Here is a 24,837-nt window from a genome sequence, read left to right on the forward strand (position 1 = left end):
TGTCGCGGCGCGCGCCGGGGGCTATCCCGGCGCCATGAGTGATGAAACCGATCTTCCGGCGATCCCGACCGACCCGACCGAGACCCTTCGCCGTGCCATCGGTGAGCGGTATCTGACCTATGCCCTGTCCACGATCATGCACCGGGCGTTGCCCGATGCCCGCGATGGCCTGAAACCGGTGCATCGGCGCATCTTGTATGCCATGCGCGAATTGCGCCTGTCACCCGGCGGTGGATTTCGCAAATCGGCCAAGATTTCCGGCGATGTCATGGGCAATTACCACCCCCACGGCGATGCGGCGATCTATGACGCGATGGCGCGGCTCGCGCAGGATTTCAACGTTCGTTATCCGCTGGTGGACGGGCAGGGCAACTTTGGCAACATCGACGGCGATAACCCCGCCGCCTCTCGGTACACCGAGGCGCGGATGACCGCCGCCGCCGAGGCGCTGATGGAGGGGCTGACCGAGAATGCCGTCGATTTCCGCGACAATTACGATGGCACCCTGACCGAACCTGTCGTTCTGCCGGCGGCGTTTCCCAACCTGTTGGCCAACGGATCGTCCGGCATTGCTGTTGGCATGGCCACCAACATTCCGCCCCACAACATTGACGAACTGATCGGCGCCTGCCTGCATCTGATCAAGACGCCGGATGCGCGGGATGAAACCCTGCTGAATTATGTGCCCGGCCCCGATTTTCCCACCGGCGGGGTGATTGTCGAACCCAGGGAAAGCATAGCCGAGGCCTATCGCACCGGGCGCGGCGCGTTTCGCCTGCGCTGTAAATGGGAGATCGAGGAACTGGGCCGGGGCCAGTGGCAGATTATCGTCACGGAAATCCCCTATCAGGTGCAGAAATCCAAGCTGATCGAGAAGCTGGCAGAACTGATCCAGATCAAGAAGATCCCGATCTTCGGGGATGTGCGCGATGAATCCGCCGATGATATCCGGCTGGTGATCGAACCGAAATCGCGCAGTGTCGATGCCGATGTTCTGATGAATGCGCTGTTTCGCAATTCCGATCTGGAAACGCGGTTTTCCCTGAACATGAATGTGTTGATCGACGGGCGCACCCCCAAGGTGTGCAGCCTGAAAGAGGTGCTGCGCGCCTTTCTCGATCACCGGCGCGAGGTTCTGTTACGCCGCAGCCAGCACCGGCTGGAAAAGATCGACCATCGCCTTGAGGTGCTGGAAGGTTTCATCATCGCCTTCCTCAACCTTGACCGGGTGATTGATATCATCCGCTATGACGACGCCCCGAAAGAGGCGCTGATGTTTCAGGATTGGGGCAATACGCCGCCCCGCGCCACATCCGAGGATGATTATCGTTCGCCCCTGCCGGCCAAATCGGAGGAGCCGGACCTGACCGAGGTGCAATCCGAGGCGATCCTGAACATGCGCCTGCGATCCCTGCGCCGTCTGGAGGAGTTGGAGCTGAAACGCGAGCGTGACGCCCTGCTTGCCGAACGCGCCGGGCTTGAGGATCTGTTGGCCAACGGCGAGGTGCAATGGTCGGCGATTTCCGATCAACTGCGCGAAACCCGCAAGCAGTTCGGCAAAACCGCACCCCGTGGCGGGCGGCTGAGCCGGTTTGCCGAGGCCGGCGTGGTTGAGGATGTGCCGCTTGAGGCAATGATCGAACGAGAGCCGATTACCGTGGTCTGTTCGCAAATGGGCTGGGTGCGCGCCCTGTCCGGCCATGTGGCGCTGGACAAGGAACTGAAGTTCAAGGACGGCGATTCGGCCCGGTTCATGTTCCATGCCGAAACCACCGACAAGCTGCTGCTGTTCGGCAGCAACGGGCGGTTTTACACCATTCAGGCCAGCAATCTGCCCGGTGGGCGCGGTATGGGCGAACCCCTGCGCCTGATCGTCGATCTGCCGAACGAGGCGGAAATCACTGATCTGTTCATCCATGTGCCGGGAACCCGGCTGTTGCTGGCCTCCAGCGCCGGTGACGGGTTTGTGGTGGCCGAGGATGACGTGATCGCCCAGACCCGCAGCGGCAAACAGGCGCTGAACGTCAAACCGGGCGTGCGCGCCGCCGTCTGTCATCGGATCAGTGGCGATCATGTGGCGGTGGTGGGTGAAAACCGCAAGGTTCTGGTGTTTCCCGTGGCCGAACTGCCCGAAATGGGCCGGGGCAAGGGCGTGCGCCTGCAAAGTTACAAGGATGGCGGTCTGTCGGATGCGACGACCTTTACCCTGGCCGATGGTCTTTCGTGGAAAGACCCGGCCGGGCGCACCCGCACCGAATCTGCGCTGGCGGAATGGATGGGCAAACGTGCCAGTTCGGGCCGCATGGCCCCGCGCGGCTTTCCCCGCGACAACCGCTTTACATGAGCGTGAAGGCGCAGGGGGAACGCCGCCTGATTGCACAGCACGCAAGGCTGCGCTAACTCTGGGTCGGTTCGCATGATCCAGACCTGACCAAGGAACGCTGCCCGATGTTTTCGATTGCCCGCCGTCTTTTGGCCCCCTGCCTGCTGTTGCTGGTTGCCGCCTGCGCCAATACCGACCCCGATGGCGAACTTTTGCCGCTGGGCGATTTCCGTCTGGGGCATGTGGTGGTGCGTGCCATTGATGTGCAGCAGGGGCCGTTTTCGCGCGATGCCACCGAAGATGAGCTGAGCGAGGCATTGGCCGCCGCGATCAAGCAACGGTTCATCCGATATGATGGCAATGGGCTGTATCATTTCGGGATTTCGATTGGCGGATATGTTCTGGCACAGCCCGGATTGCCGGTTGTCTATACGCCGAAGTCCGTGATGATTTTCGACGTGAACATCTATGACAACGCGACGGGGTTGAAGCTGACCAAGGAACCCTTCCGCATCACGGCGTTTGAGGGCCTGGAAAACAGTGCCCCGATCATCGGGTCGGGCATCGCGCGCGGCAAGGAAGAGCAACTGGCCAACCTTTCCCGCGAAGGCGCGCGTCTGGTGCAGGAATGGCTGGCCAAGCATCAGGAATGGTTCGTTCCCGATCCCGACACCCCCCGCACCCCGTTTGACCGGGCCGAACAAGAGGCCAAGCTGGCCGCGCTCAAGTGACGCTTGATTTTGCCCCCGCCGGGCGATAGAGAGCGCGCGTTATCGTCGGGCCATGCTCTGGCCTCGGTTTGAATCGGGCCGTCCCGGGCCCAAGCACAAGGTGACGCCACCATGGCAAAGGCAAAGTTTGAACGTAACAAACCGCATGTGAACATCGGCACGATTGGTCACGTTGACCACGGCAAGACGACATTGACGGCTGCGATCACGAAGTATTTCGGTGATTTTCAGGCCTATGACCAGATTGACGGCGCGCCCGAGGAAAAGGCCCGCGGCATCACGATCTCGACCGCGCATGTGGAATATGAGACCGAGGCACGCCACTATGCCCACGTCGATTGCCCCGGCCACGCCGACTATGTGAAGAACATGATCACCGGTGCGGCACAGATGGATGGCGCGATCCTGGTTGTGAACGCCGCCGATGGCCCGATGCCGCAAACCCGCGAGCATATTCTGCTGGGCCGCCAGGTGGGTATCCCCACCATGGTTGTTTACATGAACAAGGTCGATCAGGTTGACGACGAAGAGCTGCTTGAGCTGGTCGAGATGGAAATCCGCGAGCTTCTGTCGTCCTATGATTACCCCGGCGACGACATTCCGGTCATTCCCGGGTCTGCTCTGGCGGCGATGAACGGCACCGATCCCGAGATCGGCGAAGAATCGATCCGCAAGCTGATGGCGGCCGTGGATGAATTCATCCCGACCCCCGAACGTGCTGTGGATCAGCCGTTCCTGATGCCGGTCGAGGATGTGTTCTCGATTTCCGGTCGCGGCACGGTTGTGACCGGTCGTGTGGAACGGGGCGTGATCAACGTGGGCGACGAGATCGAAATCATCGGTATCCGCGACACCAAGAAGACGACCTGCACCGGTGTGGAAATGTTCCGCAAGCTGCTGGATCGTGGTGAGGCGGGCGACAACATCGGCGCGCTGCTGCGCGGTGTGGATCGTGATGGCGTCGAGCGCGGTCAGGTTCTGGCCAAGCCGGGTTCGGTGACGCCGCACACCAAGTTCGAGGCCGAGGCCTATATCCTGACCAAGGAAGAGGGTGGCCGTCACACGCCGTTCTTTGCCAACTATCGTCCGCAGTTCTATTTCCGCACGACGGATGTGACGGGGACGGTTGTTCTGGCCGAAGGTACGGAAATGGTGATGCCGGGCGATAACGTGTCTTTCGGTGTTGAACTGATCGCACCGATCGCCATGGAGCAGGGCCTGCGTTTTGCCATCCGCGAAGGTGGCCGCACCGTCGGCGCCGGCGTGGTGAGCAAGATCACCGAATAAGCGGCGCGCTCATCGCTCCCTGACGGTCGCTCTTCGCGAAGAGGGACGACAGGACCGATGAGACGCTGGATCAGATTGAAACGCCCGCAAGGAAACCTGCGGGCGTTTTGATGTCAGCCGCCCAGCACATCGCGCGGGACAGTGAAATCCACCACTTGTCCCTGACCCGGCAGTACCAGCGCCCAATCCTCCACGTCGAAATCAACCACGAGCGTCGCGCAGGTGGGATAGGCGCGGAACCCGGGATGCGCAGGCAGACGTCGCACCAACGCTTCGGCCAGGAGCGCGCTGCCGGGATTGTGCCCGACCATCAGAACGCAGTCGGCAGATGCCTTTGCCAGAACCGCCAGCATCCTGTCGGGGCTTGCGTGATACAGGTTGTGGCCGAATTCCGGCGCGCAGGCGGGCAGCGCGGGTTGCATCCCCTTCCATGTCTCGACGGCGCGCCGCGCGGTGGAGACCAACGCCTGAGCCGGTACATGGCCCTGATCGCGCAGCCACTGGCCCATGGCCTGGGCGGATGCCCTGCCGCGTGCATTCAGGGGGCGGTCGTGATCGTCCACTGTCGGATCGTCCCAGTCGGATTTCGCATGGCGGATCAGGATCAGGCGCAGGGTCATCGGGCAAAGGCTTTCATGTGAAAGGCGGATTGTGCGGGCAGGCGGTTCTGGCCCACAGGGCAGGCACGGCGCACGGCACACCCCTGTGTCATGCAGGCCGCGCCCGGCCCGGTGGTGAGATATGCGCGGCAGCCCGGCACGTCATAACCGTCGGGGGTCAGGGCCGCGACGGGGCAGGCGGTGCGGCAGGGTTGATCGGCGCATTGGGTGCAAGGCGATGCTCCGGGGGCGGCAGGTCCAGCCGCTCAGACAAGGCCAGTGCGCCGCGAAAGCTGACAAACAGGCCCGCCGTGTCATGAACCAGAAGCCCCACGGGAGAATGCCAGGCCCGCCCGGTTTTCAGCGCCCAACTAACGAACGGATGCCAGGGCGGGCCACCGAATGGAAACAGGGCGGTGGCACTGAACGTGCGCGCCACGCCCTCCAATATCCGGCGCGACCACCGGTCCAGCGGTTGTGGCGCTGTGTCGTGATATTCGGGGGTGGCGGTGAAGTGCGGCCAGAAATTCGGCTCATTTGGCCCGATCAGCAGCAGGGTTGCGGTGCCCTTTGGCACTGCGTCGCCGGGGGCGGGGTGAAAACCGCCCAAAACACTCAGATGATGGGGCGCCAGTATGCCGGTGATTGCCCCAAGGTCGTGTGCGGGGCTCATCTCGGGGCGCGGATCAGGCTTCCGGCGCCGTGGTCGGTGTAAAGCTCCAACAGGCAGGCATTGGCGGCGCGGCCATCCAGAATGACCACGGCGCGCACGCCGCCCTCGATGGAATCCAGCGCGGTTTCCACCTTGGGAATCATTCCGCCCGCGATAATACCTTCGTCGATCATCAGGCGGATCTGTTCGGGCGTCATTTCTGTCACCACGTCGCCATCGCCATTTTTCACCCCCGCCACATCGGTCAGCAACAACAACCGGTCAGCCCTGAGCGAGGCGGCAATCGCCCCTGCCGCCGTATCGCCGTTGACGTTAAATGTTTCGCCACCCCGCCCCGCGCCAATGGGGGCGATCACCGGGATAATCTCGGCGCTGTGAAGCGAGCGCAGGAATTCGGGGTTATAGGCCACGGGCGTGCCGACAAATCCCAGTGTTGGGTCGGCCTGTTCACAGACCATCAGGTTGGCATCCTTGCCCGACAGGCCCACGGCGCGCACCACACCGCCACCCGCCGCGTTTACCGCCTGCACGATCCGTTTGTTGATCAGGCCCGACAGCACCATTTCGACCACTTCCATGGTGGCCAGATCGGTCACCCGCTTGCCGCGCACGAATTCGCTCTGGATGGCGAGGCGTTCCAGCATCGCGTTGATCTGTGGCCCGCCCCCATGCACGATCACCGGGTTTACCCCGGTCTGCTGCATGAACACGACATCGCGCGCGAAACTGGCCATGCCTTCGTCACTGCCCATGGCGTGACCGCCCAGTTTTATGACAACAGTGGCCCCATCGTATTTCTGCAAATAGGGCAGAGCGGCGTTGAGGGTCTGTGCTGTGGCGATCCAATCGCTTTTCATGGTTGTCTGCTTTTTCATGGCTGTCCCTGATCGGTTCACCCCTGTTAATCTGTTGCGTGACCCCGCTCAAGGGGTGAACCCGGAGGGATCACATCGTGGACGACACACCCCGACAACGAACACTGGTGCTGACCGGCGCAAGCCGCGGTATCGGCCATGCAACGGTGAAACGGTTCTCGGCCGAGGGTTGGCGCGTGCTGACCTGTTCACGCCAACCTTTTGATGAACGCTGCCCCTGGCCGGGGGCGCGGACAACCACATTCAGATTGATCTGGCAGACCCGAACGACACGATCCGCGCCATCGGTGAAATACGCGAAAAACTGGACGGTCAGCTGGATGCGCTGGTGAACAATGCCGGGATTTCCCCCAAGGGGCCAGAGGGCGGGCGGCTTGATACCATCAACACCGATCTGCGGACCTGGGGGCAAGTGTTTCACGTCAATTTCTTTGCGCCGGTGGTTCTGGCGCGGGGCCTGCGCGATGAACTGGCGGCGGCAAAAGGGGCGATCGTGAATGTCACCTCCATTGCCGGGGCGCGGGTGCATCCCTTTGCCGGTGCGGCCTATGCCACGTCCAAGGCGGCGCTGGCGGCGCTGACCCGTGAAATGGCCCATGATTTCGGGCCGCTTGGGGTGCGGGTCAATGCCATCGCACCGGGCGAGGTTGAAACCTCGATCCTGTCGCCCGGCACCGAAAAGATTGTCGAGAATTTGCCCCTTCGCCGGTTGGGGCAGCCCGGCGAGGTGGCCGATGTGATTTATTTTCTTTGTTCGGCCCAGTCGAGCTATGTGACGGGAACCGAAATTGAGGTGAATGCAGGCCAACACGTCTGAAGTGTTGATCTGTTCGCTGGCCGTTTCGCGGTTTCACGTTCGGGTAAGGAAAAGGGGGCCAGAAGGCCCCCTTTTTTATGCGATGTTCGGGGGCGTCGGTGATCGGCATGGGCCGATCACCTTTTCCCGGACGTGTTTCTTGCGAAACGCGTCTTACATCATGCCGCCCATGCCGCCCATGTCGGGCATGCCGCCGCCGCCAGCGCCGCCATCCTTCGAAGGCTTGTCAGCCACCATCGCTTCGGTGGTGATCAGCAGGCCAGCGATCGAAGCGGCGTCTTGCAGCGCGTGACGCACCACTTTGGCCGGGTCGATGACGCCGAACTTGAACATGTCGCCATATTCTTCGGTCTGGGCGTTGAAGCCGAACTTGAGATCGTCGGATTCACGGATCTTGCCTGCAACCACCGAACCGTCAACGCCCGAGTTTTCGGCGATCTGACGCAGCGGAGCTTCCAGGGCCTTGCGAACAATGGAAATCCCGATGTTCTGGTCGCTGTTGTCGCCGCTCAGCCCGTCGAGCGCCTTGGCACCCTGCACCAGAGCCACACCACCGCCAACGACGATGCCTTCCTGAACCGCAGCGCGAGTCGCGTTCAGCGCGTCATCGACACGGTCCTTGCGCTCTTTCACTTCGGTTTCGGTCATGCCGCCAACGCGGATCACGGCAACACCACCGGCCAGTTTGGCCACGCGCTCTTGCAGTTTTTCGCGGTCGTAGTCGGACGTGGTTTCTTCGATCTGGTTGCGGATCTGGGCCACGCGGGCTTCGATCTCGGCCTTTTCACCAGCACCGTCGACGATGGTTGTTTCGTCCTTGGTGATCGTAACCTTCTTGGCCGAACCAAGCATGTCCATGGTGACGTTTTCCAGCTTCATGCCCAGATCTTCGGAGATCACCTGACCACCGGTCAGAATGGCGATATCCTGGAGCATGGCCTTGCGACGATCACCGAAACCGGGTGCCTTGACGGCAGCGATTTTCAGACCGCCACGCAGCTTGTTCACCACGAGGGTCGCCAGGGCTTCGCCCTCGACGTCTTCGGCGATGATCAGCAGGGGCTTTTGCGACTGGATGACGGATTCCAGCAGCGGCACCATCGGCTGCAGCGACGAGAGTTTCTTCTCGTGCAGCAGGATCATGCAGTCTTCCAGATCGGCAACCATCTTGTCGGGGTTGGTCACGAAATAGGGCGACAGGAAGCCACGGTCGAACTGCATCCCTTCGACCACGTCGGTCTCGGTTTCCAGGCCTTTGTTTTCTTCGACGGTGATAACACCTTCGTTGCCGACCTTTTGCATCGCATCAGCGATCTGACGGCCGATTTCTGCTTCGCCGTTGGCGGAAATGGTGCCAACCTGCGCAACTTCGGCGCTGTCGTTCACGGGGCGCGAAGCGGCCTTGATGTGCTCGACAACCTTGGTGACGGCCAGATCGATGCCGCGCTTGAGATCCATCGGGTTCATGCCGGCGGCAACCGATTTCAGGCCTTCCTTGATGATGGCCTGGGCCAGCACGGTGGCGGTGGTGGTGCCGTCGCCGGCCTCATCGTTGGTGCGGGAAGCGACTTCCTTTACCATCTGTGCGCCCATGTTTTCGAACTTGTCTTCCAGTTCGATTTCCTTGGCGACCGATACACCGTCCTTGGTGATGCGGGGGGCACCGAACGATTTGTCAATGACGACGTTACGGCCTTTGGGGCCGAGGGTCACCTTGACCGCATCGGCCAGAATGTTGACGCCCTTGAGCATCCGGTTACGCGCGTCGGTGTTGAATTTGACGTCCTTGGCAGCCATTGCAGCTTACTCCTTGGAATGTTGTTGAAAGGTAAAGGGATCGACGATCAGCCTCAGGCGATGATGCCCAGGATGTCGGATTCCTTCATGATCAGCAGCTCTTCACCATCGAGGGTGACTTCGGTGCCGGACCATTTGCCAAACAGGATCTTGTCGCCCTGCTTGACGCCCATTTCGATCAGTTCGCCGCTGTCCTTGCGCGCGCCTGCGCCACAGGAAACGACTTCGCCCTCAGCGGGCTTTTCTTTTGCGCTATCAGGGATGATCAGACCACCCTTGGTCTTTTCGTCGCCTTCGACACGGCGGACCAGAACTCGGTCATGCAGCGGAGTGAATGCCATCTGTGAACGCTCCTCAGGTTCAAGTTTCAATCATGTTAGCACTCGGGTGGTCCGAGTGCCAATGATCGCGATTTAGGGAGTGCACATGCCTGTGTCAACTGTTGGGGGAGGCGTGCGGGACAAGATTTCCGCGTCAGGCCCGGTGAGGCGCAGGGAAATCTTAACTGTCAGGGGGTACACCATGAAACAGGCGCGATGACAACCGGATGATACGGGCAAGGGACAGGCCACCATGAAAGACGATTCGCAGGCCGACCTCACACGCTATTTCGCGGACCTGATCCTGCAACATACTACAGATGCCATTCTGATGACTGATCCGGGGGGCGGGTCGTCTGGCTGAACCCGGGGTTTGAAAAGATGTACGGTTACCGGCTGGAGGAATTTCATGACATGCTGCCTGAGGATTTGCTCAATTTCGCCGCAACCGATCAGGCGGTGACGGATCAGGTTCTTTTGGCGTTGAGCGAACGCCGCCCCCTTCAGGTGGAAGTGCAGAACATGCGCAAATCCGGCGAACCACTGTGGGTTGAAAAGAAGCTGATGCCGCTGTTCGATGATGAGGGCCGCCACATTTACAACATGTCGGTCAGTCGCGACATAACCGAGCGTAAGGCGCTGGAAAAAAACGCCCGGGAGATGATCGAAAGCGAGGCGCACCGCCAGCACGAACGCCGTCTGCTCAGCCAGATCAGTGAATGGCTCTATTCCGCGAAATCGCTGGATGAACTGTTGATGGTGGTCAAGAAATCCATGCAAACCCTGCTGCCCGAGGCCGAGGGGCAGCTTTATATCTATTCCAATTCCCGTGATACGCTGGAAATTGCCGCACAATGGGGCGACGGCGCCCCCCACGCCCATATCGGTGCCGAGGATTGCTGGGCGCTGCGCCGCGGGCGCGCCTATTCCTATGGGGTCAAGGCAATTGAATTTGCCTGTGGCCACGCCCAGGGCGAAGGCAGCCCCTATTTCTGTCTGCCGATCATCGCCCATGGCGAAACCATCGGCCTGCTGCACCTGTGTTTTTCGGCGTTTGACCGGTCTGTCGTGCCGCGCGACTTCATCGAAACATTTGTGCAGCAGCGCTGGGAGGTGGGCCTTTTATGTGCGGAACAGATCAGCCTCGCGGTGGCAAATGTGCAGTTGCGCCACGAATTGCTGGATCAATCGGTGCGCGACCCGCTGACCAACCTGTGGAACCGGCGCTGGTTTCTCGAAGCGTCACATAAGGAGTTGAAACGTGCCGGTGCCAAGGGGCTTCCGGTGTCACTGATTTCGCTCGATGTGGATCATTTCAAAAAGTTCAACGATCATCACGGTCATGATGCCGGGGATATTGTACTGCGTGAATTTGGCGGGCTTCTGGCCGCGACCTTCAAGGACGATTACGCGCCCTGCCGGATCGGCGGCGAAGAATTTGTGGTCCTGTGTTCGGGAATTCCCCACGACGAGGCGATGGCCCGTGCCAACAGGTTTCTGGAAGATGTGGCGCGGATCGAGGTGCATTATGGCGGCGCCCGGCTGCCCCGCATCACCGCTTCGGCTGGTGTGGCCAGTTTTCCCGACGATGGAGACCAGGTGCTGCGCCTGATGAAAGTCGCCGACGAGGCGCTCTATGCGGCCAAGGATCAGGGGCGCGCGCGGGTGGCATCCAGTCGGGGCAAGCCGCCCAAACGGGTGGCCTGAATGCGGTGGATTTGGTGGCTTGTTGCGGTGATCTGGCGGCGATCAAATCCGCGTTTGCGCCACGTCGTCCACGGCATCAAACAGGGCGGTGGAACTGACATCCCAAAACGCACCGTCACTGTCGGGGAAAACGCCCACCCGCAGGCCGCCTTCCTCCAGCTCGTCAATCCAGCTTGCCCTGAATTCCTCCAGTGTAATCTCGACGGGTGCATTGCCCGGGAACCGCAGATCACAGATTATCTGCGCCAGCGCGCGGTCGGGCCAGAGCGGCAGATATTCGTATCCTTCGGGCGCAAGCGAGGTCAGCCAGCCGGACTCCCCCGCAATGCCCAAAGGCTGCCGGTTTCTGCCACCCGATCCACGGTGTGCCAAAAGCGGTCTTCGGGGTCCAGCGACAGGAGCGCCGAAATCTGAGCCTGATCCATCGCGTCAGTCCTTGTTGTTTTCAATTTCCGCCGCGCCGTGCGGGGTCAGGGCATAGATGCCCTTTTCCACCCGCTCGAACCAGCCATAATGATCGGCGGCCATCATGCGGGTGGCCTGCGCCACGCCAGTTGCCCTGGCCACGACCGCCCCCTTGCTGGGACCGTGATTGTGCAGATGGGCGGCACAGAGGGTCGCGTCCTGGCGATATGCGGTCACCAATCCTGCCCGGGTGGCGCCGCCCGTGTTCGGATCGCCCACCCGGCGTGCGAATTCCCGCAGAAGCCGCCCCAACCGCAGCGCCGATTTGCGCGGTTGATACGGGCCGGGATCGCAGAGAACCTCAAGATGCCCGTCGCGTATCCGTACTGTGATCAACCCGAGGCCGAGCCGGCGGCACAGACCCAGATTGTCGCGCAGGTTTCGCCGGGCAATCCGCCCTTTTGGAAGGGGCACCGCAAGATAGACCGCCTCGCTCAGGCTTTGCCGGGCCAAACCCTGATGCAACAGGGTGAGAGTGAAGCTGGTTTTCAGCTCGACGATGACGGGCGGCTCGTCGCCCCGTACCGCCACCACATCGGCGGCGCCGATTTCGGATTTCACCTCATACCCCTGACCTTCGAGAAAGGCTTTGACGGGCGGGTACAGTTCGGTTTCGCGCGGAGCGGTCATAACAGGGTGATAGCGCGGGACGCGCCATCTGTCAGGTTGAAAAATCCGGCCCGCCGCAGAGGTGACATCGTTCATTGCCGCGCCTATAAGCGGCGCAAAATCACAACCCCGAGGGATTCCCCATGACTACGCTCGTCTTCGGACATAAATCGCCTGATACTGATCTCGACCGGCTCGCCCATCATCTGGGCCTGGTACATGACCGAGGTGCTGGGCAACCCCGCCGAACCGCGCCTTTTGGGCGAACCCAACACCGAAGCGGCCTTCATGCTGGACCGCTGGAAATTGCCCAAGCCCGGGATCATGGCGAACATTGATGACGGCGCGCAGGTGGTGATCGTTGACACGAATAACCCGGCGGAATTGCCCGATGGCATCAATGGCGCCGACATCACGGCGATTATTGATCATCACAAACTGGTTGGCGGGCTGGAAACCAAGGGGCCGATCGACATCACCATCCGCCCGCTGGCCTGCACGGCCACGATCATGCACGACCTGATGGGCGCCGACGCGGCCAAGATGCCCGAGGCGATCAAGGGCGCGATGCTGTCGTGCATCCTGTCTGACACGCTGGAATTCCGCAGCCCGACAACCACCGATCACGACCGGGCGCTGGCCGAAACGCTGGCCGATGATCTGGGCGTCAATATCGCCGGATATGCTGCTGAAATGTTCGCGGCCAAATCTGACGTATCGGCCTTTTCCGATGCCGAGCTGTTGCGCATGGATTCCAAGGAATACGCAGTGGGCGATACCAAGTTCCGGGTGTCCGTTCTGGAAACCACGTCGCCCAAGATGGTGCTGGACCGCAAAGACAGCCTGATGAAGGCCATGGAAACCGTTGCCGCCGAGGATGGTGTCGATCAGGTTTTGTTGTTCGTGGTCGATATCCTGAACGAAGAAGCGACGCTGCTGGTGCCCAACGATCTGGTTAAATCCGTGGCTGAAAAATCTTTTGCCACCGTTTGCGGGGGCGATACCGTGGTGTTGCCCGGGATCATGTCGCGCAAGAAACAGATCATCCCGAATCTGGCGGTCTGAACGAAAGAAGGGCGCCATGACAGGCGCCCTTTTTGCCGTTTGGCAGCGATGCCGACACGCCTCGCCCCCGAGCAGAAGAGCAGGGCGCGCCGGTTCCGAGGGTGTAGCGAGCAGCGCGGTTGGTTGTCCCGCGATCTCGCCGGATTTTGGTACGGAATGACCGGGGCGTGGCGAAAAAACCACGCTTCTTGCTTTACACCGGAACCACACCGACAGTGGCGGTTTACGTACCGGGCACACAAGGCACCGACAGGATTTTGGGGCCTGGTTTTGGCGGCGTTCGCAGCGGGCGTAGGTGGGGCGTGCCTCCGGGTCTTTATCGACTGAACTGGCCTTAGCGGGCAGATGAAATTGGTCCTATCGCAAAAACAATACCTGCGCCATTGTCAGGGTCAGAGTCTGCGCCTTTTCACCTCATGCCGGAGCATAGCCGATGAATATTCCTTTCAACGTCAACGACCCAGAGGGCATTGTCGAATCCGACCGCGCCCATGTCTGGCATCACCTGATTCAGCACAAGCCCTTTGAAACGGCAGATCCCCGGATCATGGTCGAAGGCAAGGGCATGAAAATCTGGGATATCAAGGGCAAGGAACACCTTGATGGCGTGTCGGGCGGCGTGTGGACCGTGAATGTTGGCTATGGCCGCGAACGGATTGCCGATGCGGTGCGCGATCAACTGGTGAAACTGTGCTATTTTGCCGGTAGCGCGGGGTCGATCCCGGGCGCGAATTTCAGCCAGCGTTTGATTGACAAAATGCCGGGGATGAGCCGGGTTTATTTCGCCAACTCAGGGTCCGAGGCGAATGAAAAGGCGTTCAAGATGGTGCGCCAGATTGCGCACAAACGCTATGGCGGGAAAAAGAACAAGATTCTGTACCGCGAGCGGGATTATCACGGCACCACCATCGCCTGTCTGTCGGCGGGCGGTCAGGAAGAGCGCAGCGCGCAATACGGCCCCTTTACCCCCGCCTTTGTGCCGGTGCCGCACTGTCTGGAATACCGCGCCCATGAACAGGGCCTTGGGCATTTATCGGGCGAGGCTTACGGCGTGGCCGCTGCACGCGCCATCGAAGATGTGATCCTGCGCGAAGGCCCCGATACCGTGGGCGCGCTGTGCCTTGAGCCGGTGACAGCGGGGGCGGAGTTGTTCCGCCGCCGCCGGGATATTGGGAAACGGTGGGCGAAATTTGCCGCAAATACGACATCCTGTTGCACATTGACGAGGTGGTTTGCGGCGTCGGGCGCACCGGCACATGGTTCGGTTATCAGAATTATGGCATCAAGCCCGATTTCGTGACCATGGCCAAGGGTGTTGCATCGGGATACGCCGCGATTTCCTGCTGCGTGACCACCGAAGCCGTCTTTGAAATGTTCAAAGACGATTCCGACGATCCGATGAATTATTTCCGCGATATTTCCACCTTTGGCGGTTGCACGGCCGGCCCTGCGGCCGCGCTGGAAAACATGGCGATCATCGAGGAAGAGGGGCTGTTGGACAACACCCTGCGCATGGGGAAACGGCTGATGGGCAACCTGCACGCTTTGGCGGAAAAACACGCGGTTATCGGTGATGTGCGGGGCAAAGGGTTGTTCTGCGGGGCTGAATTGGTGACGGACCGGGCCGCAAAAACGCCGCTGAATGAGGCGCTGGTGCAAAAGGTGGTGGCCGATTGCATGGGGCAGGGGGTGATCATCGGCGCGACCAACCGCAGCCTGCCGGGGTACAACAACACCCTGTGCCTGTCGCCCGCACTGATCGCCGGACCGGATGATATTGACCATCTGAGCGACGCCATAGACGGGGCGCTGACCCGCGTTCTGGGTTGATTCTGTGGCGCGCCCTTTGCGGGGCGCGCCTGCTCAGGCGATGATGTCGGGGAAAATCTCATCCTCGATCACGGCAATCTGATCTTTCAGCGCCAGCTTTTGCTTTTTCAGCCGCCGCAGGGTGAATTGCTCGGCGGTTCCACGCTCTTGCAGGGCGTGGATGGCATCGTCCAGATCGCGGTGTTCGCGCTTTAGCACGTCAAGGCGGATGCGCAGGATGTCTTCGTGGTCCAGTTTGCTGGAGGCGTTCATTTTTTGCAGTCTTTTCAGGTTGTCCCGCTTTGATCCCACGCTAGCCTGATTCGCGCCTCCGGGATACGGGGAACCTGCGAAACCCTTGCAGAGTTGTTTCAATCCACCCATATCTTTGGGGCAGGTCGCCATAACGGGGCCGCATTTATGGAACACAGTCGCTTGGACAAGGACGTGTCGATGACAAAAATGGCTTTGGGGTCACACCCTTTCCTGCTGGGGTTTGAACAACTGGAACGTCTGGTTGAACGCACGGCAAAGGCAGATTCCGGGGGATATCCCCCTATAATATCGAACAGACCAGCGGCACAGGGTATCGGATTACGCTGGCGGTGGCAGGCTTTGCCGAACAGGATCTGTCGATCACCGTCGAGGACCGGCAGTTGGTCATCCGGGGGCGACAGGACGACACCGACGAAGACCGCGTGTTTTTACACCGGGGCATCGCGGCGCGGCAGTTTCAGCGCACCTTTGTTCTGGCCGATGGCGTGGAAATCGCCGGAGCGCGGATCGAAAACGGGTTGTTGCACGTTGATCTGCAACGGAACGTGCCGGAAACGATCGTGCGCACCATAGAAATTACCAGAGGTTGATCTGTGAGAGGGGTGACCGAGATGGAAAATAACAGCGAAACACCGAACGACGCGATCCCGAGCATCGTTTATGTCCGCCCCGTGCGGGTAGATGATTTGCCCGACGATGTGCGCGAACAGGCCGACGGGCTGGATGAAATCTATGCGGTTCACAATGCCGATGGTGATCGTCTGGCGCTGGTGCGGGATCGTGCGCTGGCCTTTATCGTGGCGCGGCAAAACCACATGGCGCCGGTCAGCGTTCACTGATCCAAAGGCGATGATTGCGCCGCGGCCTGCCTCTTTAGGCGGGCCGTTTTACGTTTCAGGGCCGTGCCAGATGTCTTTGTGGATAATTACATCGGCCTTGGGATAGGCGGTCAGGATCGCGCGGCGCAGGGCGGCACCTATGGCGTGGGCCTGGGTAAGGGGCTGATCGCCATCCAGTTCGATGTGCAGATTGACGAACGTGACGCTGCCCGCTGTGCGGGTTTTCAGGTCGTGAAACCCGCGCACATCGGGCCAGTTGCGGGTGATGTCCTCGATCCCGGCGATCATTGCCGGATCGGCGGCGCGGTCCATCAGGGCGTGCCATGCGCCGCGCCCGACACGAAAGGCACCAATGGCCAGCATGGCCGCGGCGCCCAGGGCCACCACCGAATCGATCTGCCCCAAACCGAACCGCGCCGACGCCCACAGCGACAGGATGGCGCCCACATTGGGAACAAGATCGCTGAGATAATGCAACTGATCGGCCAGAACCACGCGGTTGCCGGTGCGTTTCGCCACATGGCGTTGATAAAATATCAATACTCCGGTGAGCAGGATGGAAAACACCATCACCGCCATGCCGGTGCCTTCACCCATCAATGGCGTGGTGTCGCCCCGCCACAGGCGTATGCCGGCCGCTGATGCGATGACCCCGGCCGAGATGGTCAGAAACAGCGCCTGCCCAAGGGCGGCCAGATCCTCGGCCGAGGTGTGCCCGAAAGCGTGGTCCTCGTCCGGGGGGCGGGCGGCATAGGTAACCGCCGCCAATCCGGCCAGCGCAACCATCAGATCAAGCCCCGAATCGGCCAGCGACGCCGCAACCGAAAGCGCGCCCGTGGCGGCAAAGCCCCAGAGTTTGGCCAGGACCAGCACAATCGCAACCGTGACCGAAGCCACAAGCGCGGATTGATTCAGGCGTGCGTCAGAGGGTTTGCGGGGCATAGGGGCGTAATGGCACCCCGCGCCGCGCGGGGCAAGACCGGCCTTTATTCGCGGATCTCGTCGGCGTCGACGCCCCAGATCCCGCTTTTTCGGGTCCAGCCATCATAGCCGCCATCGACGCGAATATAGCACCAGTCGGGCTGACATTCGCCCAGCTTGGCGACCACGCCCCGTTCCGCGATGGCATCGACCGCAGACTGGGGATCGGGCCGGTCATACAGTTTGATCTGCTCGGCCTCGACCAACACCGTGCGCACCCCTGACAGCAGGGAATAATGCACCCAGCCCCCGGCGCCATCGTGATCGCGCACCTGCCGCCAGTGGCCGTATTCGGCGGTAATCTGCAACGGCAGATCCTTGCGTTTATACACCCAGTCAATCCGGTGGGTCAGGGATGGCCCGCGTCGCACGTTGCCCTCATTGGCCTTGATCGACACGTATCGTGGAATTGGCAGATGGGTCACCTGGCCCACTTTATCGCCTGCCCAGGCGGTGCCCTGATCCAGCATAGCCATGAAAAAGGCAGCAAGAACCACCCCTAAGCCGATATTGTTCGCTCTCATCTGATCTGTGTCACTTTGTGAACTCTGCCCGCAATGCCGGTATATTCGGCGCCGGAGTCTGTTGGGCGCTCTTGTGCCTTGCTCCGTTCCTTGTCACTTTGCTCCAAACCATTCGGGAAGAAAAGTTCAAGGGAGCATCCAATGCCAGGTCAACGTCTGAGTGTTGTCGTAACGCGACGGTTGCCCGAGGTTGTCGAAACCCGGATGAGCGAGCCTGTTCGACGTGACCCTACGTACCGACGATACGCCGATGACGCGCGATGAACTGGTCGCGGCGGTGCGCAGCGCCGATGTGATCGTGCCGACGGTCACCGATCAGATCGACGCGGCGCTGCTGGCCCAGGCGGGCGCGCGGCTGAAACTGATCGCCCATTATGGCGCCGGGGTGGACCGGCTGGATGTGGCGACGGCGCGCCAGCGGGGTATTCTGGTGTCAAACACCCCCGGCGTTGTCACCGATGATACCGCCGATATGACCATGGCGCTGATTCTGGCCGTCACCCGGCGCATTCCCGAAGGGCTGGCCATGATGCAATCGGGCCAATGGGCCGGGTGGGCGCCGACTGCGTTTCTTGGCGGGCGTCTGAGCGGGCGGCGGCTGGGTATTCTGGGGATGGGGCGGATCGGGCAGGCGGTGGCGCGACGCGCGGCGGCGTTTGGAATGCAGGTGCATTACCACAATCGCAAACGTCTGCACCCCGATACCGAAAAGGCGGTGGACGCCACCTATTGGGAAAGCCTGGACCAGATGGTCAGCCGGATGGATATCATCAGCGTCAATTGCCCCCACACGCCCAGCACGTTCCATTTGATGAATGCGCGGCGGATCAAGCTGATGAAACCCAGCGCCGTTATCGTGAACACATCACGGGGCGAGGTGATTGATGAAAATGCGCTTACCCGGGGGCTGCGCGGCGGTGAAATTGCCGGTGCCGGTCTGGATGTGTTCGAACGCGGGCATGAGATCAATCCGCGCCTGCGTGAATTGCCCAATGTCGTGCTTTTGCCCCATATGGGAAGCGCCACTCTGGAGGGGCGGATCGAGATGGGCGAAAAGGTGATTATCAATATCAAAACCTTTGCCGATGGCCACCGGCCCCCCGATCAGGTCGTGCCGTCGATGCTGTGACCGGGGGCGGGAATGCCGGCAAATCCATGGGCGGGCGTCAGCCTGTCGGTGACATCATTCACCCAGAGCGCCAATCCGCCGGTTTCGCCCCCCGCATGGTGCCAGGGCCGCATGTGGCATTGCATCACCCGATTGCCCAGAACCGGCACATCAAGCGCATAATAATACCCCTGTTTGTGCCCTCTGAGGCTGCTGCTCATGTGGTGGTGACTGCGGGTATCATAGCGGTGTGCGCCAATCAGATCACGCATGTGAAGCCCGGTAAACCGGTCCTGGGGCGTTTCGTGGAATGCGGCGTTGCCGCTGCTGGTACAGATATGATGGAATGACGGTCCGATCAGCGATGCCCGCTGCGACATTCCGGTGATATAGCGGGCCAATTCGCCCTGTGGTGCGTGGCGGTCGATCAACCGGCCCAGCACCTCATGTGAAAGGGTCGAGCGGCTTTGGCAGGGGGCTTTGTGGGTCAGAACGCCATCAAAGCGGTTCAATAAATCAAACGCGATCATCAGATCCCGCGGCGCGCCATTTTCCGACGGCGCGTGTTTTGCCCGGGCCAGGAAAAACCCGATCTTGGTCTGCAATTCCGTTTTGTTTGCCGGGTCGTAACTCTCGATCCGGTCCATCAGTGCCGCTGCACGCTTCAACAGGAAAACGCGGTTTTTCAACGAACTGTCATGGATAATGGAATGGGCCATGCGCGATTGCACAAGGCCGAATTCCGTTATGAGACGCACGAGACACATTGCGGCATTCTGACCCGTTATTTAACCTGGACACTTTCTAATTGGAGCGGCGAAAAAATACAATTCACAAGCGGTGGATGGAACCTTTGGCCGCAGATCGACATTGAGCCTGCAACCGCAACAGCGAAAAGGAGATCCGCCATGAATTGGGATCAGGTAGAAGGCAACTGGAAGATATTCAAAGGCAAGGCTCAGGAAAAATGGGGCGACCTGACAGACGACGATCTGGACCGCGCCCAAGGCAACCGCGAGCAATTGGAAGGCCGGATTCAAGAGCGTTACGGCAAGACCAAGGAACAGGCCCGCGAAGAAGTTGACAAGTTCCTGAGCGAAAACTGAGACAAACCGCGAATGTGATCGGCCGCTTGCCGGGCTGATTGCAACACCGGTTGAACATCTGAAGGCCGCGCCGGGCAATGGCGCGGCTTTTTGTCGTGACCCCGGCAGATTTGATGGCCCTGCGTCGGTTTCGGATGAAACTGCGTCGGCGCCTGCGGACCGCATGGCGCTGCAATCGGCACAGTGGCGACAATCGCGTTAGCAAGGAATCGGCAGATGAAAACCCACGTCAAAGCTTTGGTTGTCGGCGGCGGCGCCGTTGGTACGTCAATCGCCTATCACCTTGCGCGGGCCGGATGGGCCGATGTGATGTTGCTGGAACGCGATGAGCTGACCTCGGGGAGCACCTGGCACGCGGCGGGGCTTTTGCCCTATTTCAACATGTCTTTCGCCACGACCCACATCCATGATTATTCGATCAGGTTCTATAAGACGCTTGAGGAAGAAACCGGGCTGAACGCCGGGTTTTCCGTGGTGGGCAACCTGCGCATGGCCCAGTCACAGGCGCGCATGGATGAATATATGCTTTATGCCACCACCGCCGAAACCTGCGGTGTGCCGTTTGACTGGATGACCCCCGCCCAGATCAAGGACCGCTGGCCGCTGATCCGCACCGAGGATCTGGAAGGCGCGATTTATCACCCCACCGATGGCTATATCAACCCTGCCGATGTGACCATGGCCATGGCCAAGGGCGCCCGCCAGCGTGGCGTTGCCATTGAACGGAAATGGCAGGTGGACGGGTATCACTGGGCTGGCGATCACTGGGATGTCACCTGCACCAAGATGGTGGAAAAGGGTGGCAATCTGGTGGCCTCCGAGGAACAGATCGTCATTCACGCCGAACATGTGGTCACGGCCACGGGCAACCATGCACAGCGCACGGCGCGGCTTTTGGGCATCAAGATTCCGGCGATCCCGGTGGAACATCAGTTTATCGTCATGGAGCAAGACCCGGCACTGGTCGAATTCCGCAAGACGCACTCCGAACACCCGGTGATCCGCGACGCTGACGCGCAATCCTATGTGCGCGAAGAACGAGGCGGCTGGATTTTGGGGGTGTACGAAAAAAACGCCCCCGCCCGGTTTGAATATGGCGTGCCAGACAGTTTTCGGGCCGATCTGTTCCAGCTTGATCTGGAGCGGATCGAAGAGCAATACATGGCGATGATCCACCGGATTCCGTCCTGCGAAACCTGCGGGTTAAAGGACGATTTCAACGGCCCGATCTGTTACACCCCCGATGGCAACCCCCTGCTTGGCCCGGCGCCGGGCCTGCGCAACATGTGGCTGGCCGAAGGGTTTTCCTTTGGCATCACGGCGGCGGGGGGCAGCGGCAAATATCTGGCCGATCTGATGGTGCAGGGCGAGGCCGAGATCGACATGGCGTCGCTTGACCCCAAGCGATACGGCAGTTGGATGACCACCGAATACGCGATGAAGAAGAACGAAGAGGCCTATGAACACGTCTATATCCCGCACTATCCCGACGAAGAACGCCCCGCCGCCCGGCCCCTGAAAACCGCGCCCTGTTATGACCGGATGGCAGCGCGCGGTGCGCAGTTCGGGCAGGTCAACGGATGGGAGCGGCCCAATTATTTCGCCCCCAAAGGGTTCAGCGACCACGATTCGCGCAGTTTCCGGCGCGGGGGCTGGTGGCAATATGCGGTGGACGAGGCAAAGGCGATCCGCGAAGGCGTTGGCATGATCGACGCCAGCGCCTTTACCAAACACTGGGTGTCTGGGCCGGGGGCGACGGAATTTCTTGACGGGTTCACCACCAACAAACTGCCGCGTATCGGGCGGATCAACCTGACCTATGCCCTGACCGGCGCAGGGACGACACGCACGGAATACACCATCGTGCGCCGCCGCGAGGACGGATATTACCTTATTTCCGCCGGGGCATGGCAGGCCTATGACGGCGATTTCCTGCAAAAATCCGCCGAAGATTTCATGGCCCGGGGTGGGGCGCCTGTTCTGATCCACGATGTCACCGGCCAATGGGGTGTTTTCGCCATGGCGGGGCCGCGCACGCGGGATGTTCTGTCATCGCTGATCCGTGACCCGAATCCCGAAATCGCGCTGTCCAACAAGGCGTTTCCATGGCTTTCGGCCCGGGATATTGAACTGGGCATGGTGCCCACCCTTGCCATTCGCGTTGCCTATACCGGCGAATTGGGGTGGGAATTGCATCATCCGATGGAAATGCAGAACCACCTGTTTGACCGGCTAATGGAAGCGGGTGAACCCCATGGTCTGAAACTGGTCGGCGCGCGGGCGCAGAACTGGCTGCGACAGGAAAAATCCTATCGCGCCTTTGGCAATGAACTGGGCCGCGACGCCACGCCGCTTGAGGCGGGGTTGGACCGGTTCGTGGACCTTGAGAAGGAATTCCACGGCAAGGCCGCCATGCAGGCCACCGGCATCCGCTCCAAATGTGTGACCCTGCTGATCGATGGTCCCGAGGATGCCGATCCATGGGGCCACGAGGCGCTGTACCTTGGCGATTCCCGTATCGGGCGGCTGACCTCGGGGGGTATTCCGTGGGCTTTGGCAAAAGCATCGGCATGGGGTATGTGCGCCCCGATCTGGCCGAACCGGGCACCGAATTGTTGGTACGGATGCAGCGCGAGTTGTGGAAGGCCACGGTGAGCGAAGACAGCCCCTATGACCCGACAAACGCGCGCATTCGCGTCAACGGCTGATCAGCCCTGCAAGATTGCCTGCGCCTCGTTCCAAAGCTCTGTGATCAGCTCTGTTGCAGGGGCGGCGCGGGCCAGTTTTGCGGATTGGCCGGCCCAGGCCTGCATCGTGTCGATGTTCGTTGCGCCCGCGCGCATGGGTTTCGTGATGTTGCGCTGAATGGGGTAGGGCGCCGGCGTTGGCCCGTTTTCCGCCGAATTCGTATAGGCTGTGCGGATGCTGCGCCCCAGCCGCCCGGAAAATGCCCGGGTTGCAACCGTTCCTTCGGGCAATGCGGTGCCGATGGCATCGGCCCAGGCCGGTTTGATCCCGGCCTCGGGGGTGCGCAACAGGCCGGTGCCGATCTGCACCGCCGACGCCCCCAGTATCAGTGCCGCCGCGACGCCGCGTGCATCGGCGATTCCGCCTGTCGCAACCACGGGCAGGCGCACCGCATCGACCACCGCAGGAAGCAGCGCGAACAGCCCCACCAGAGAACGATCCGCATCATCGGCCCTGAACGCGCCGCGATGGCCGCCTGCCTCCATGCCCTGGGCAACGATCACATCCGCGCCTGCCGCTTCGGCTGCCAACGCCTCGGTGACGGTCGTGACCGTGGCAAACCATTTGATCCCGCGCTCTTTCATCTGGGTAACGAAGGGCGCGGGAAAGACCCCCATGATGGACGAAATGACATGCGGCCCCGCCGCCAGCATGGCGTCGCATTGCGCCTCGAAATCCGGCATTATCCCTTCGGCGGCGTCGGCCGAAACCTCTGGCCCCCATTGCCCGAGAAACGCGCGCAGTTTTGCTTCGTGCGCGGAATCGCGCAGGGGGGCCGGATCGGGAATCCAGAGGTTGAGCTGAAATGCGCCATTCGACCCCGCGCGCATCTGCTGCGCCCAATTCGCTATTCCATCCGGCTGCATCAACAGGCAACCACAGGCCCCCATTCCGCCGCCATTCGCGACGGCAATCGCCAAAGACGCCGGGCACGCACCGGCCATCGGCGCCATGAGGATCGGAACCTGCAAGTCATATGAATCGCAAAAGCGACCGACCTGGCTGAGAAGAGTGGATGTCATGGCGCGTTCCTGTCGCAAGTGAGAGTCAAACCTTCGTGGCAGACTGTACCATTCATCGGGGCATGATGGGCAGGGCGCGGTGGAAAAAATCGCGCCCCAGGGGGGCGGGCGTGATGGCTGAGAAATCAGGGGCGCGGTGCGGCGGCGCGGCGCAACCTGTCGTTGATGGCGGCGCCAAGGCCGGTCTCGGGGATCGGCGAAACGGCGATGCGGGTGACGTTCTGATCGTCCAGCGTGCGCAGGTGACGAAACAGGTTGGCCGCCGCCTGTGCCAGATCGCCAGCGCGCGAAAGGTTCAGGTCTGCCGCGACAGGGCCAAAGCCCAGCAGGGTTTCGCCGGGTTCGGCCTTGGCGGCGTTCAGGCGCAGGGTGCCACGGGGCGCGTAATGCGAGGCAAGCTGCCCGGGCGAGGTGATTCCGGCCTTCGGGGCGGGGCGGGCAAGGGGCACGCCGATCTGGCGGGCCAGCGTTTCGCCGGGCAGGCCACCGGGGCGCAACAGGGTTGGCACCGGATCAAACCCCAGAATGGTTGATTCCAACCCCACGCCACAGGCGCCGCCATCAAGCACGGCATCGATCCGCCCGCCCAATCCGTCGATCACATGTTGCGCGGTTGTCGGGCTGACCCGGCCCGAAGGGTTGGCCGACGGCGCGGCGACGGGCCGCCCCACCTGTTGCAACAGCGCGCGCGCCACGGGCAAGTCGGGCAGGCGCACGGCAACGGTATCAAGCCCCGCCGAGATCAGCGGCGACAGCCCGGCATCGGCATGCATGGGCAGAACAAGGGTCAGCGGCCCGGGCCAGAACGCCTCTGCCAGGGCAAGGGCGGCACCATCGAGGATGGCAAAACGGTGAACCGCCGCGATGTCGGGCAGGTGGATGATAAGAGGGTTGAACCGGGGGCGGCCCTTGGCCTCGTAAATCGCGGCAACGGCGCGGTCATTGGTGGCGTCGGCGCCCAGCCCATAGACGGTTTCGGTGGGAAAGGCGACAAGGCGACCGTCACGCAACAGGTTTGCGGCCCGGGCCACATCTTCGGACGTATCATTCAGGCTTTGGGTCATGTATCTGTGTGACGCTGCGTTCGGGTTGCCGGGGGCCCCATTGCGCCCCAGATTGCAGCCATTGCCATATTCCCCCGCGCGCCTGATGCCAA

The 24,837-nt window shown here is 61.2% G+C and carries 19 protein-coding genes and 8 pseudogenes; 13 read left to right on the plus strand and 14 right to left on the minus strand.

From position 1 onward, the window contains the following. The first annotated feature begins 34 nt into the window (after window positions 1-34). The 3 genes from AC0L7P_RS05800 (at window position 35) to tuf (ending at window position 4,341) form a co-directional block, all read left to right on the plus strand. On the plus strand, window positions 35-2,344 hold the full coding sequence (locus AC0L7P_RS05800) for a DNA topoisomerase IV subunit A (protein ID WP_473434870.1): 2,310 nt from the start codon (window positions 35-37) through the stop codon (window positions 2,342-2,344). Window positions 2,345-2,448: 104 nt separating this feature from the next. Next, the gene (locus tag AC0L7P_RS05805) at window positions 2,449-3,054 is read left to right on the plus strand and encodes a hypothetical protein (protein WP_473434871.1); all 606 of its coding nucleotides are present in this window, start codon (window positions 2,449-2,451) and stop codon (window positions 3,052-3,054) included. Between the two features lie 111 nt (window positions 3,055-3,165). Continuing rightward, window positions 3,166-4,341, plus strand: coding sequence for an elongation factor Tu (gene tuf / locus AC0L7P_RS05810; protein ID WP_473434118.1), 1,176 nt, complete (start codon window positions 3,166-3,168; stop codon window positions 4,339-4,341). Between the two features lie 113 nt (window positions 4,342-4,454). On the opposite strand, the gene AC0L7P_RS05815 is transcribed toward tuf, so the two are convergent. The 3 genes and pseudogenes from AC0L7P_RS05815 to argB form a co-directional block, all read right to left on the minus strand. Next, a complete protein-coding gene (locus AC0L7P_RS05815; RefSeq protein ID WP_473434872.1) occupies window positions 4,455-4,961 on the minus strand; it encodes a SixA phosphatase family protein in 507 nt (168 codons plus the stop codon). After that, window positions 4,958-5,613 (minus strand): annotated as a pseudogene (locus AC0L7P_RS05820) (ferredoxin). Before AC0L7P_RS05820 ends, AC0L7P_RS05815 begins: the two are co-directional and overlap by 4 nt. Further along, window positions 5,610-6,488: an acetylglutamate kinase gene (gene argB, locus AC0L7P_RS05825; protein WP_473434873.1), complete on the minus strand. Its 879-nt coding sequence runs from the start codon at window positions 6,486-6,488 to the stop codon at window positions 5,610-5,612. The pseudogene AC0L7P_RS05820 and the gene argB overlap by 4 nt, the downstream one beginning before the upstream one ends. Window positions 6,489-6,565: 77 nt before the next feature. Here argB and AC0L7P_RS05830 point away from each other — a divergent pair. Further along, window positions 6,566-7,305, plus strand: a pseudogene (locus AC0L7P_RS05830) (SDR family oxidoreductase). 153 nt (window positions 7,306-7,458) lie between these two features. Here AC0L7P_RS05830 and groL read toward each other — a convergent pair. Both groL and AC0L7P_RS05840 read right to left on the minus strand, forming a co-directional pair. After that, the gene (gene groL, locus AC0L7P_RS05835) at window positions 7,459-9,102 is read right to left on the minus strand and encodes a chaperonin GroEL (protein WP_473434874.1); all 1,644 of its coding nucleotides are present in this window, start codon (window positions 9,100-9,102) and stop codon (window positions 7,459-7,461) included. A 53-nt stretch (window positions 9,103-9,155) separates the two neighbouring features. After that, window positions 9,156-9,443: a co-chaperone GroES gene (locus AC0L7P_RS05840; RefSeq protein WP_473434875.1), complete on the minus strand. Its 288-nt coding sequence runs from the start codon at window positions 9,441-9,443 to the stop codon at window positions 9,156-9,158. Window positions 9,444-9,776: 333 nt separating this feature from the next. On the opposite strand from AC0L7P_RS05840, the pseudogene AC0L7P_RS05845 reads away from it, so the two are divergent. Both AC0L7P_RS05845 and AC0L7P_RS05850 read left to right on the plus strand, forming a co-directional pair. Continuing rightward, window positions 9,777-10,061 (plus strand): annotated as a pseudogene (locus tag AC0L7P_RS05845) (PAS domain-containing protein); the annotation flags it as partial. A 135-nt stretch (window positions 10,062-10,196) separates the two neighbouring features. Continuing rightward, the gene (locus AC0L7P_RS05850; protein WP_473435408.1) at window positions 10,197-11,129 is read left to right on the plus strand and encodes a GGDEF domain-containing protein; all 933 of its coding nucleotides are present in this window, start codon (window positions 10,197-10,199) and stop codon (window positions 11,127-11,129) included. Window positions 11,130-11,171: 42 nt separating this feature from the next. On the opposite strand, the gene AC0L7P_RS05855 is transcribed toward AC0L7P_RS05850, so the two are convergent. Genes AC0L7P_RS05855 through AC0L7P_RS05865 form a run of 3 tightly spaced genes read right to left on the minus strand, consistent with a single transcriptional unit; the run spans window position 11,172 to window position 12,224 of the window. Further along, window positions 11,172-11,462, minus strand: coding sequence for a DUF2750 domain-containing protein (locus AC0L7P_RS05855; RefSeq protein ID WP_473434876.1), 291 nt, complete (start codon window positions 11,460-11,462; stop codon window positions 11,172-11,174). Then, window positions 11,432-11,554 (minus strand): hypothetical protein, encoded by a 123-nt coding sequence (locus AC0L7P_RS05860; protein WP_473434877.1) that lies wholly within the window; start codon window positions 11,552-11,554, stop codon window positions 11,432-11,434. Before AC0L7P_RS05860 ends, AC0L7P_RS05855 begins: the two co-directional genes overlap by 31 nt. Window positions 11,555-11,558: 4 nt before the next feature. Then, window positions 11,559-12,224 (minus strand): DUF2161 domain-containing phosphodiesterase, encoded by a 666-nt coding sequence (locus AC0L7P_RS05865; protein WP_473435409.1) that lies wholly within the window; start codon window positions 12,222-12,224, stop codon window positions 11,559-11,561. A 122-nt stretch (window positions 12,225-12,346) separates the two neighbouring features. Here AC0L7P_RS05865 and AC0L7P_RS05870 point away from each other — a divergent pair. Together AC0L7P_RS05870 and AC0L7P_RS05875 are read left to right on the plus strand one after the other, a co-directional pair. Continuing rightward, window positions 12,347-13,268: pseudogene (locus tag AC0L7P_RS05870) on the plus strand (manganese-dependent inorganic pyrophosphatase). 433 nt (window positions 13,269-13,701) lie between these two features. Next, window positions 13,702-15,098, plus strand: a pseudogene (locus AC0L7P_RS05875) (aminotransferase family protein). A 33-nt stretch (window positions 15,099-15,131) separates the two neighbouring features. On the opposite strand, the gene AC0L7P_RS05880 reads toward AC0L7P_RS05875, so the two are convergent. Further along, window positions 15,132-15,350, minus strand: coding sequence for a YdcH family protein (locus AC0L7P_RS05880; protein ID WP_473434878.1), 219 nt, complete (start codon window positions 15,348-15,350; stop codon window positions 15,132-15,134). A gap of 180 nt (window positions 15,351-15,530) precedes the next feature. On the opposite strand from AC0L7P_RS05880, the pseudogene AC0L7P_RS05885 reads away from it, so the two are divergent. Together AC0L7P_RS05885 and AC0L7P_RS05890 are read left to right on the plus strand one after the other, a co-directional pair. Beyond that, a pseudogene (locus tag AC0L7P_RS05885) lies at window positions 15,531-15,943 on the plus strand (Hsp20 family protein). Window positions 15,944-15,964: 21 nt separating this feature from the next. Further along, window positions 15,965-16,192 (plus strand): DUF1150 family protein, encoded by a 228-nt coding sequence (locus tag AC0L7P_RS05890; RefSeq protein ID WP_473434879.1) that lies wholly within the window; start codon window positions 15,965-15,967, stop codon window positions 16,190-16,192. A 48-nt stretch (window positions 16,193-16,240) separates the two neighbouring features. Here the strand turns inward: AC0L7P_RS05890 and AC0L7P_RS05895 are convergent, their stop codons facing one another. Continuing rightward, window positions 16,241-17,134: a cation diffusion facilitator family transporter gene (locus AC0L7P_RS05895; RefSeq protein ID WP_473434880.1), complete on the minus strand. Its 894-nt coding sequence runs from the start codon at window positions 17,132-17,134 to the stop codon at window positions 16,241-16,243. Window positions 17,135-17,178: 44 nt separating this feature from the next. Beyond that, the gene (locus tag AC0L7P_RS05900; protein WP_473434881.1) at window positions 17,179-17,697 is read right to left on the minus strand and encodes an SH3 domain-containing protein; all 519 of its coding nucleotides are present in this window, start codon (window positions 17,695-17,697) and stop codon (window positions 17,179-17,181) included. Window positions 17,698-17,838: 141 nt separating this feature from the next. Here AC0L7P_RS05900 and AC0L7P_RS05905 point away from each other — a divergent pair. Further along, window positions 17,839-18,826: pseudogene (locus tag AC0L7P_RS05905) on the plus strand (2-hydroxyacid dehydrogenase). Here the strand turns inward: AC0L7P_RS05905 and AC0L7P_RS05910 are convergent. Continuing rightward, window positions 18,802-19,524 carry a hypothetical protein gene (locus tag AC0L7P_RS05910; RefSeq protein ID WP_473434882.1) on the minus strand — a complete coding sequence of 241 codons (723 nt, stop codon included), beginning with the start codon at window positions 19,522-19,524 and terminating at the stop codon, window positions 18,802-18,804. The pseudogene AC0L7P_RS05905 and the gene AC0L7P_RS05910 overlap by 25 nt on opposite strands. Here AC0L7P_RS05910 and AC0L7P_RS05915 point away from each other — a divergent pair. Continuing rightward, the gene (locus tag AC0L7P_RS05915; RefSeq protein ID WP_473434883.1) at window positions 19,516-19,911 is read left to right on the plus strand and encodes a CsbD family protein; all 396 of its coding nucleotides are present in this window, start codon (window positions 19,516-19,518) and stop codon (window positions 19,909-19,911) included. The genes AC0L7P_RS05910 and AC0L7P_RS05915 overlap by 9 nt on opposite strands. A 216-nt stretch (window positions 19,912-20,127) precedes the next feature. Further along, window positions 20,128-22,619 (plus strand): annotated as a pseudogene (locus tag AC0L7P_RS05920) (GcvT family protein). On the opposite strand, the gene AC0L7P_RS05925 reads toward AC0L7P_RS05920, so the two are convergent. Both AC0L7P_RS05925 and AC0L7P_RS05930 read right to left on the minus strand, forming a co-directional pair. Beyond that, window positions 22,620-23,681: an NAD(P)H-dependent flavin oxidoreductase gene (locus tag AC0L7P_RS05925; RefSeq protein WP_473434884.1), complete on the minus strand. Its 1,062-nt coding sequence runs from the start codon at window positions 23,679-23,681 to the stop codon at window positions 22,620-22,622. A 125-nt stretch (window positions 23,682-23,806) separates the two neighbouring features. Then, a complete protein-coding gene (locus AC0L7P_RS05930) occupies window positions 23,807-24,745 on the minus strand; it encodes an L-threonylcarbamoyladenylate synthase (protein ID WP_473435410.1) in 939 nt (312 codons plus the stop codon). Window positions 24,746-24,837 lie beyond the last annotated feature (92 nt).

Source organism: Oceaniglobus sp. K40-3 (assembly GCF_055808395.1).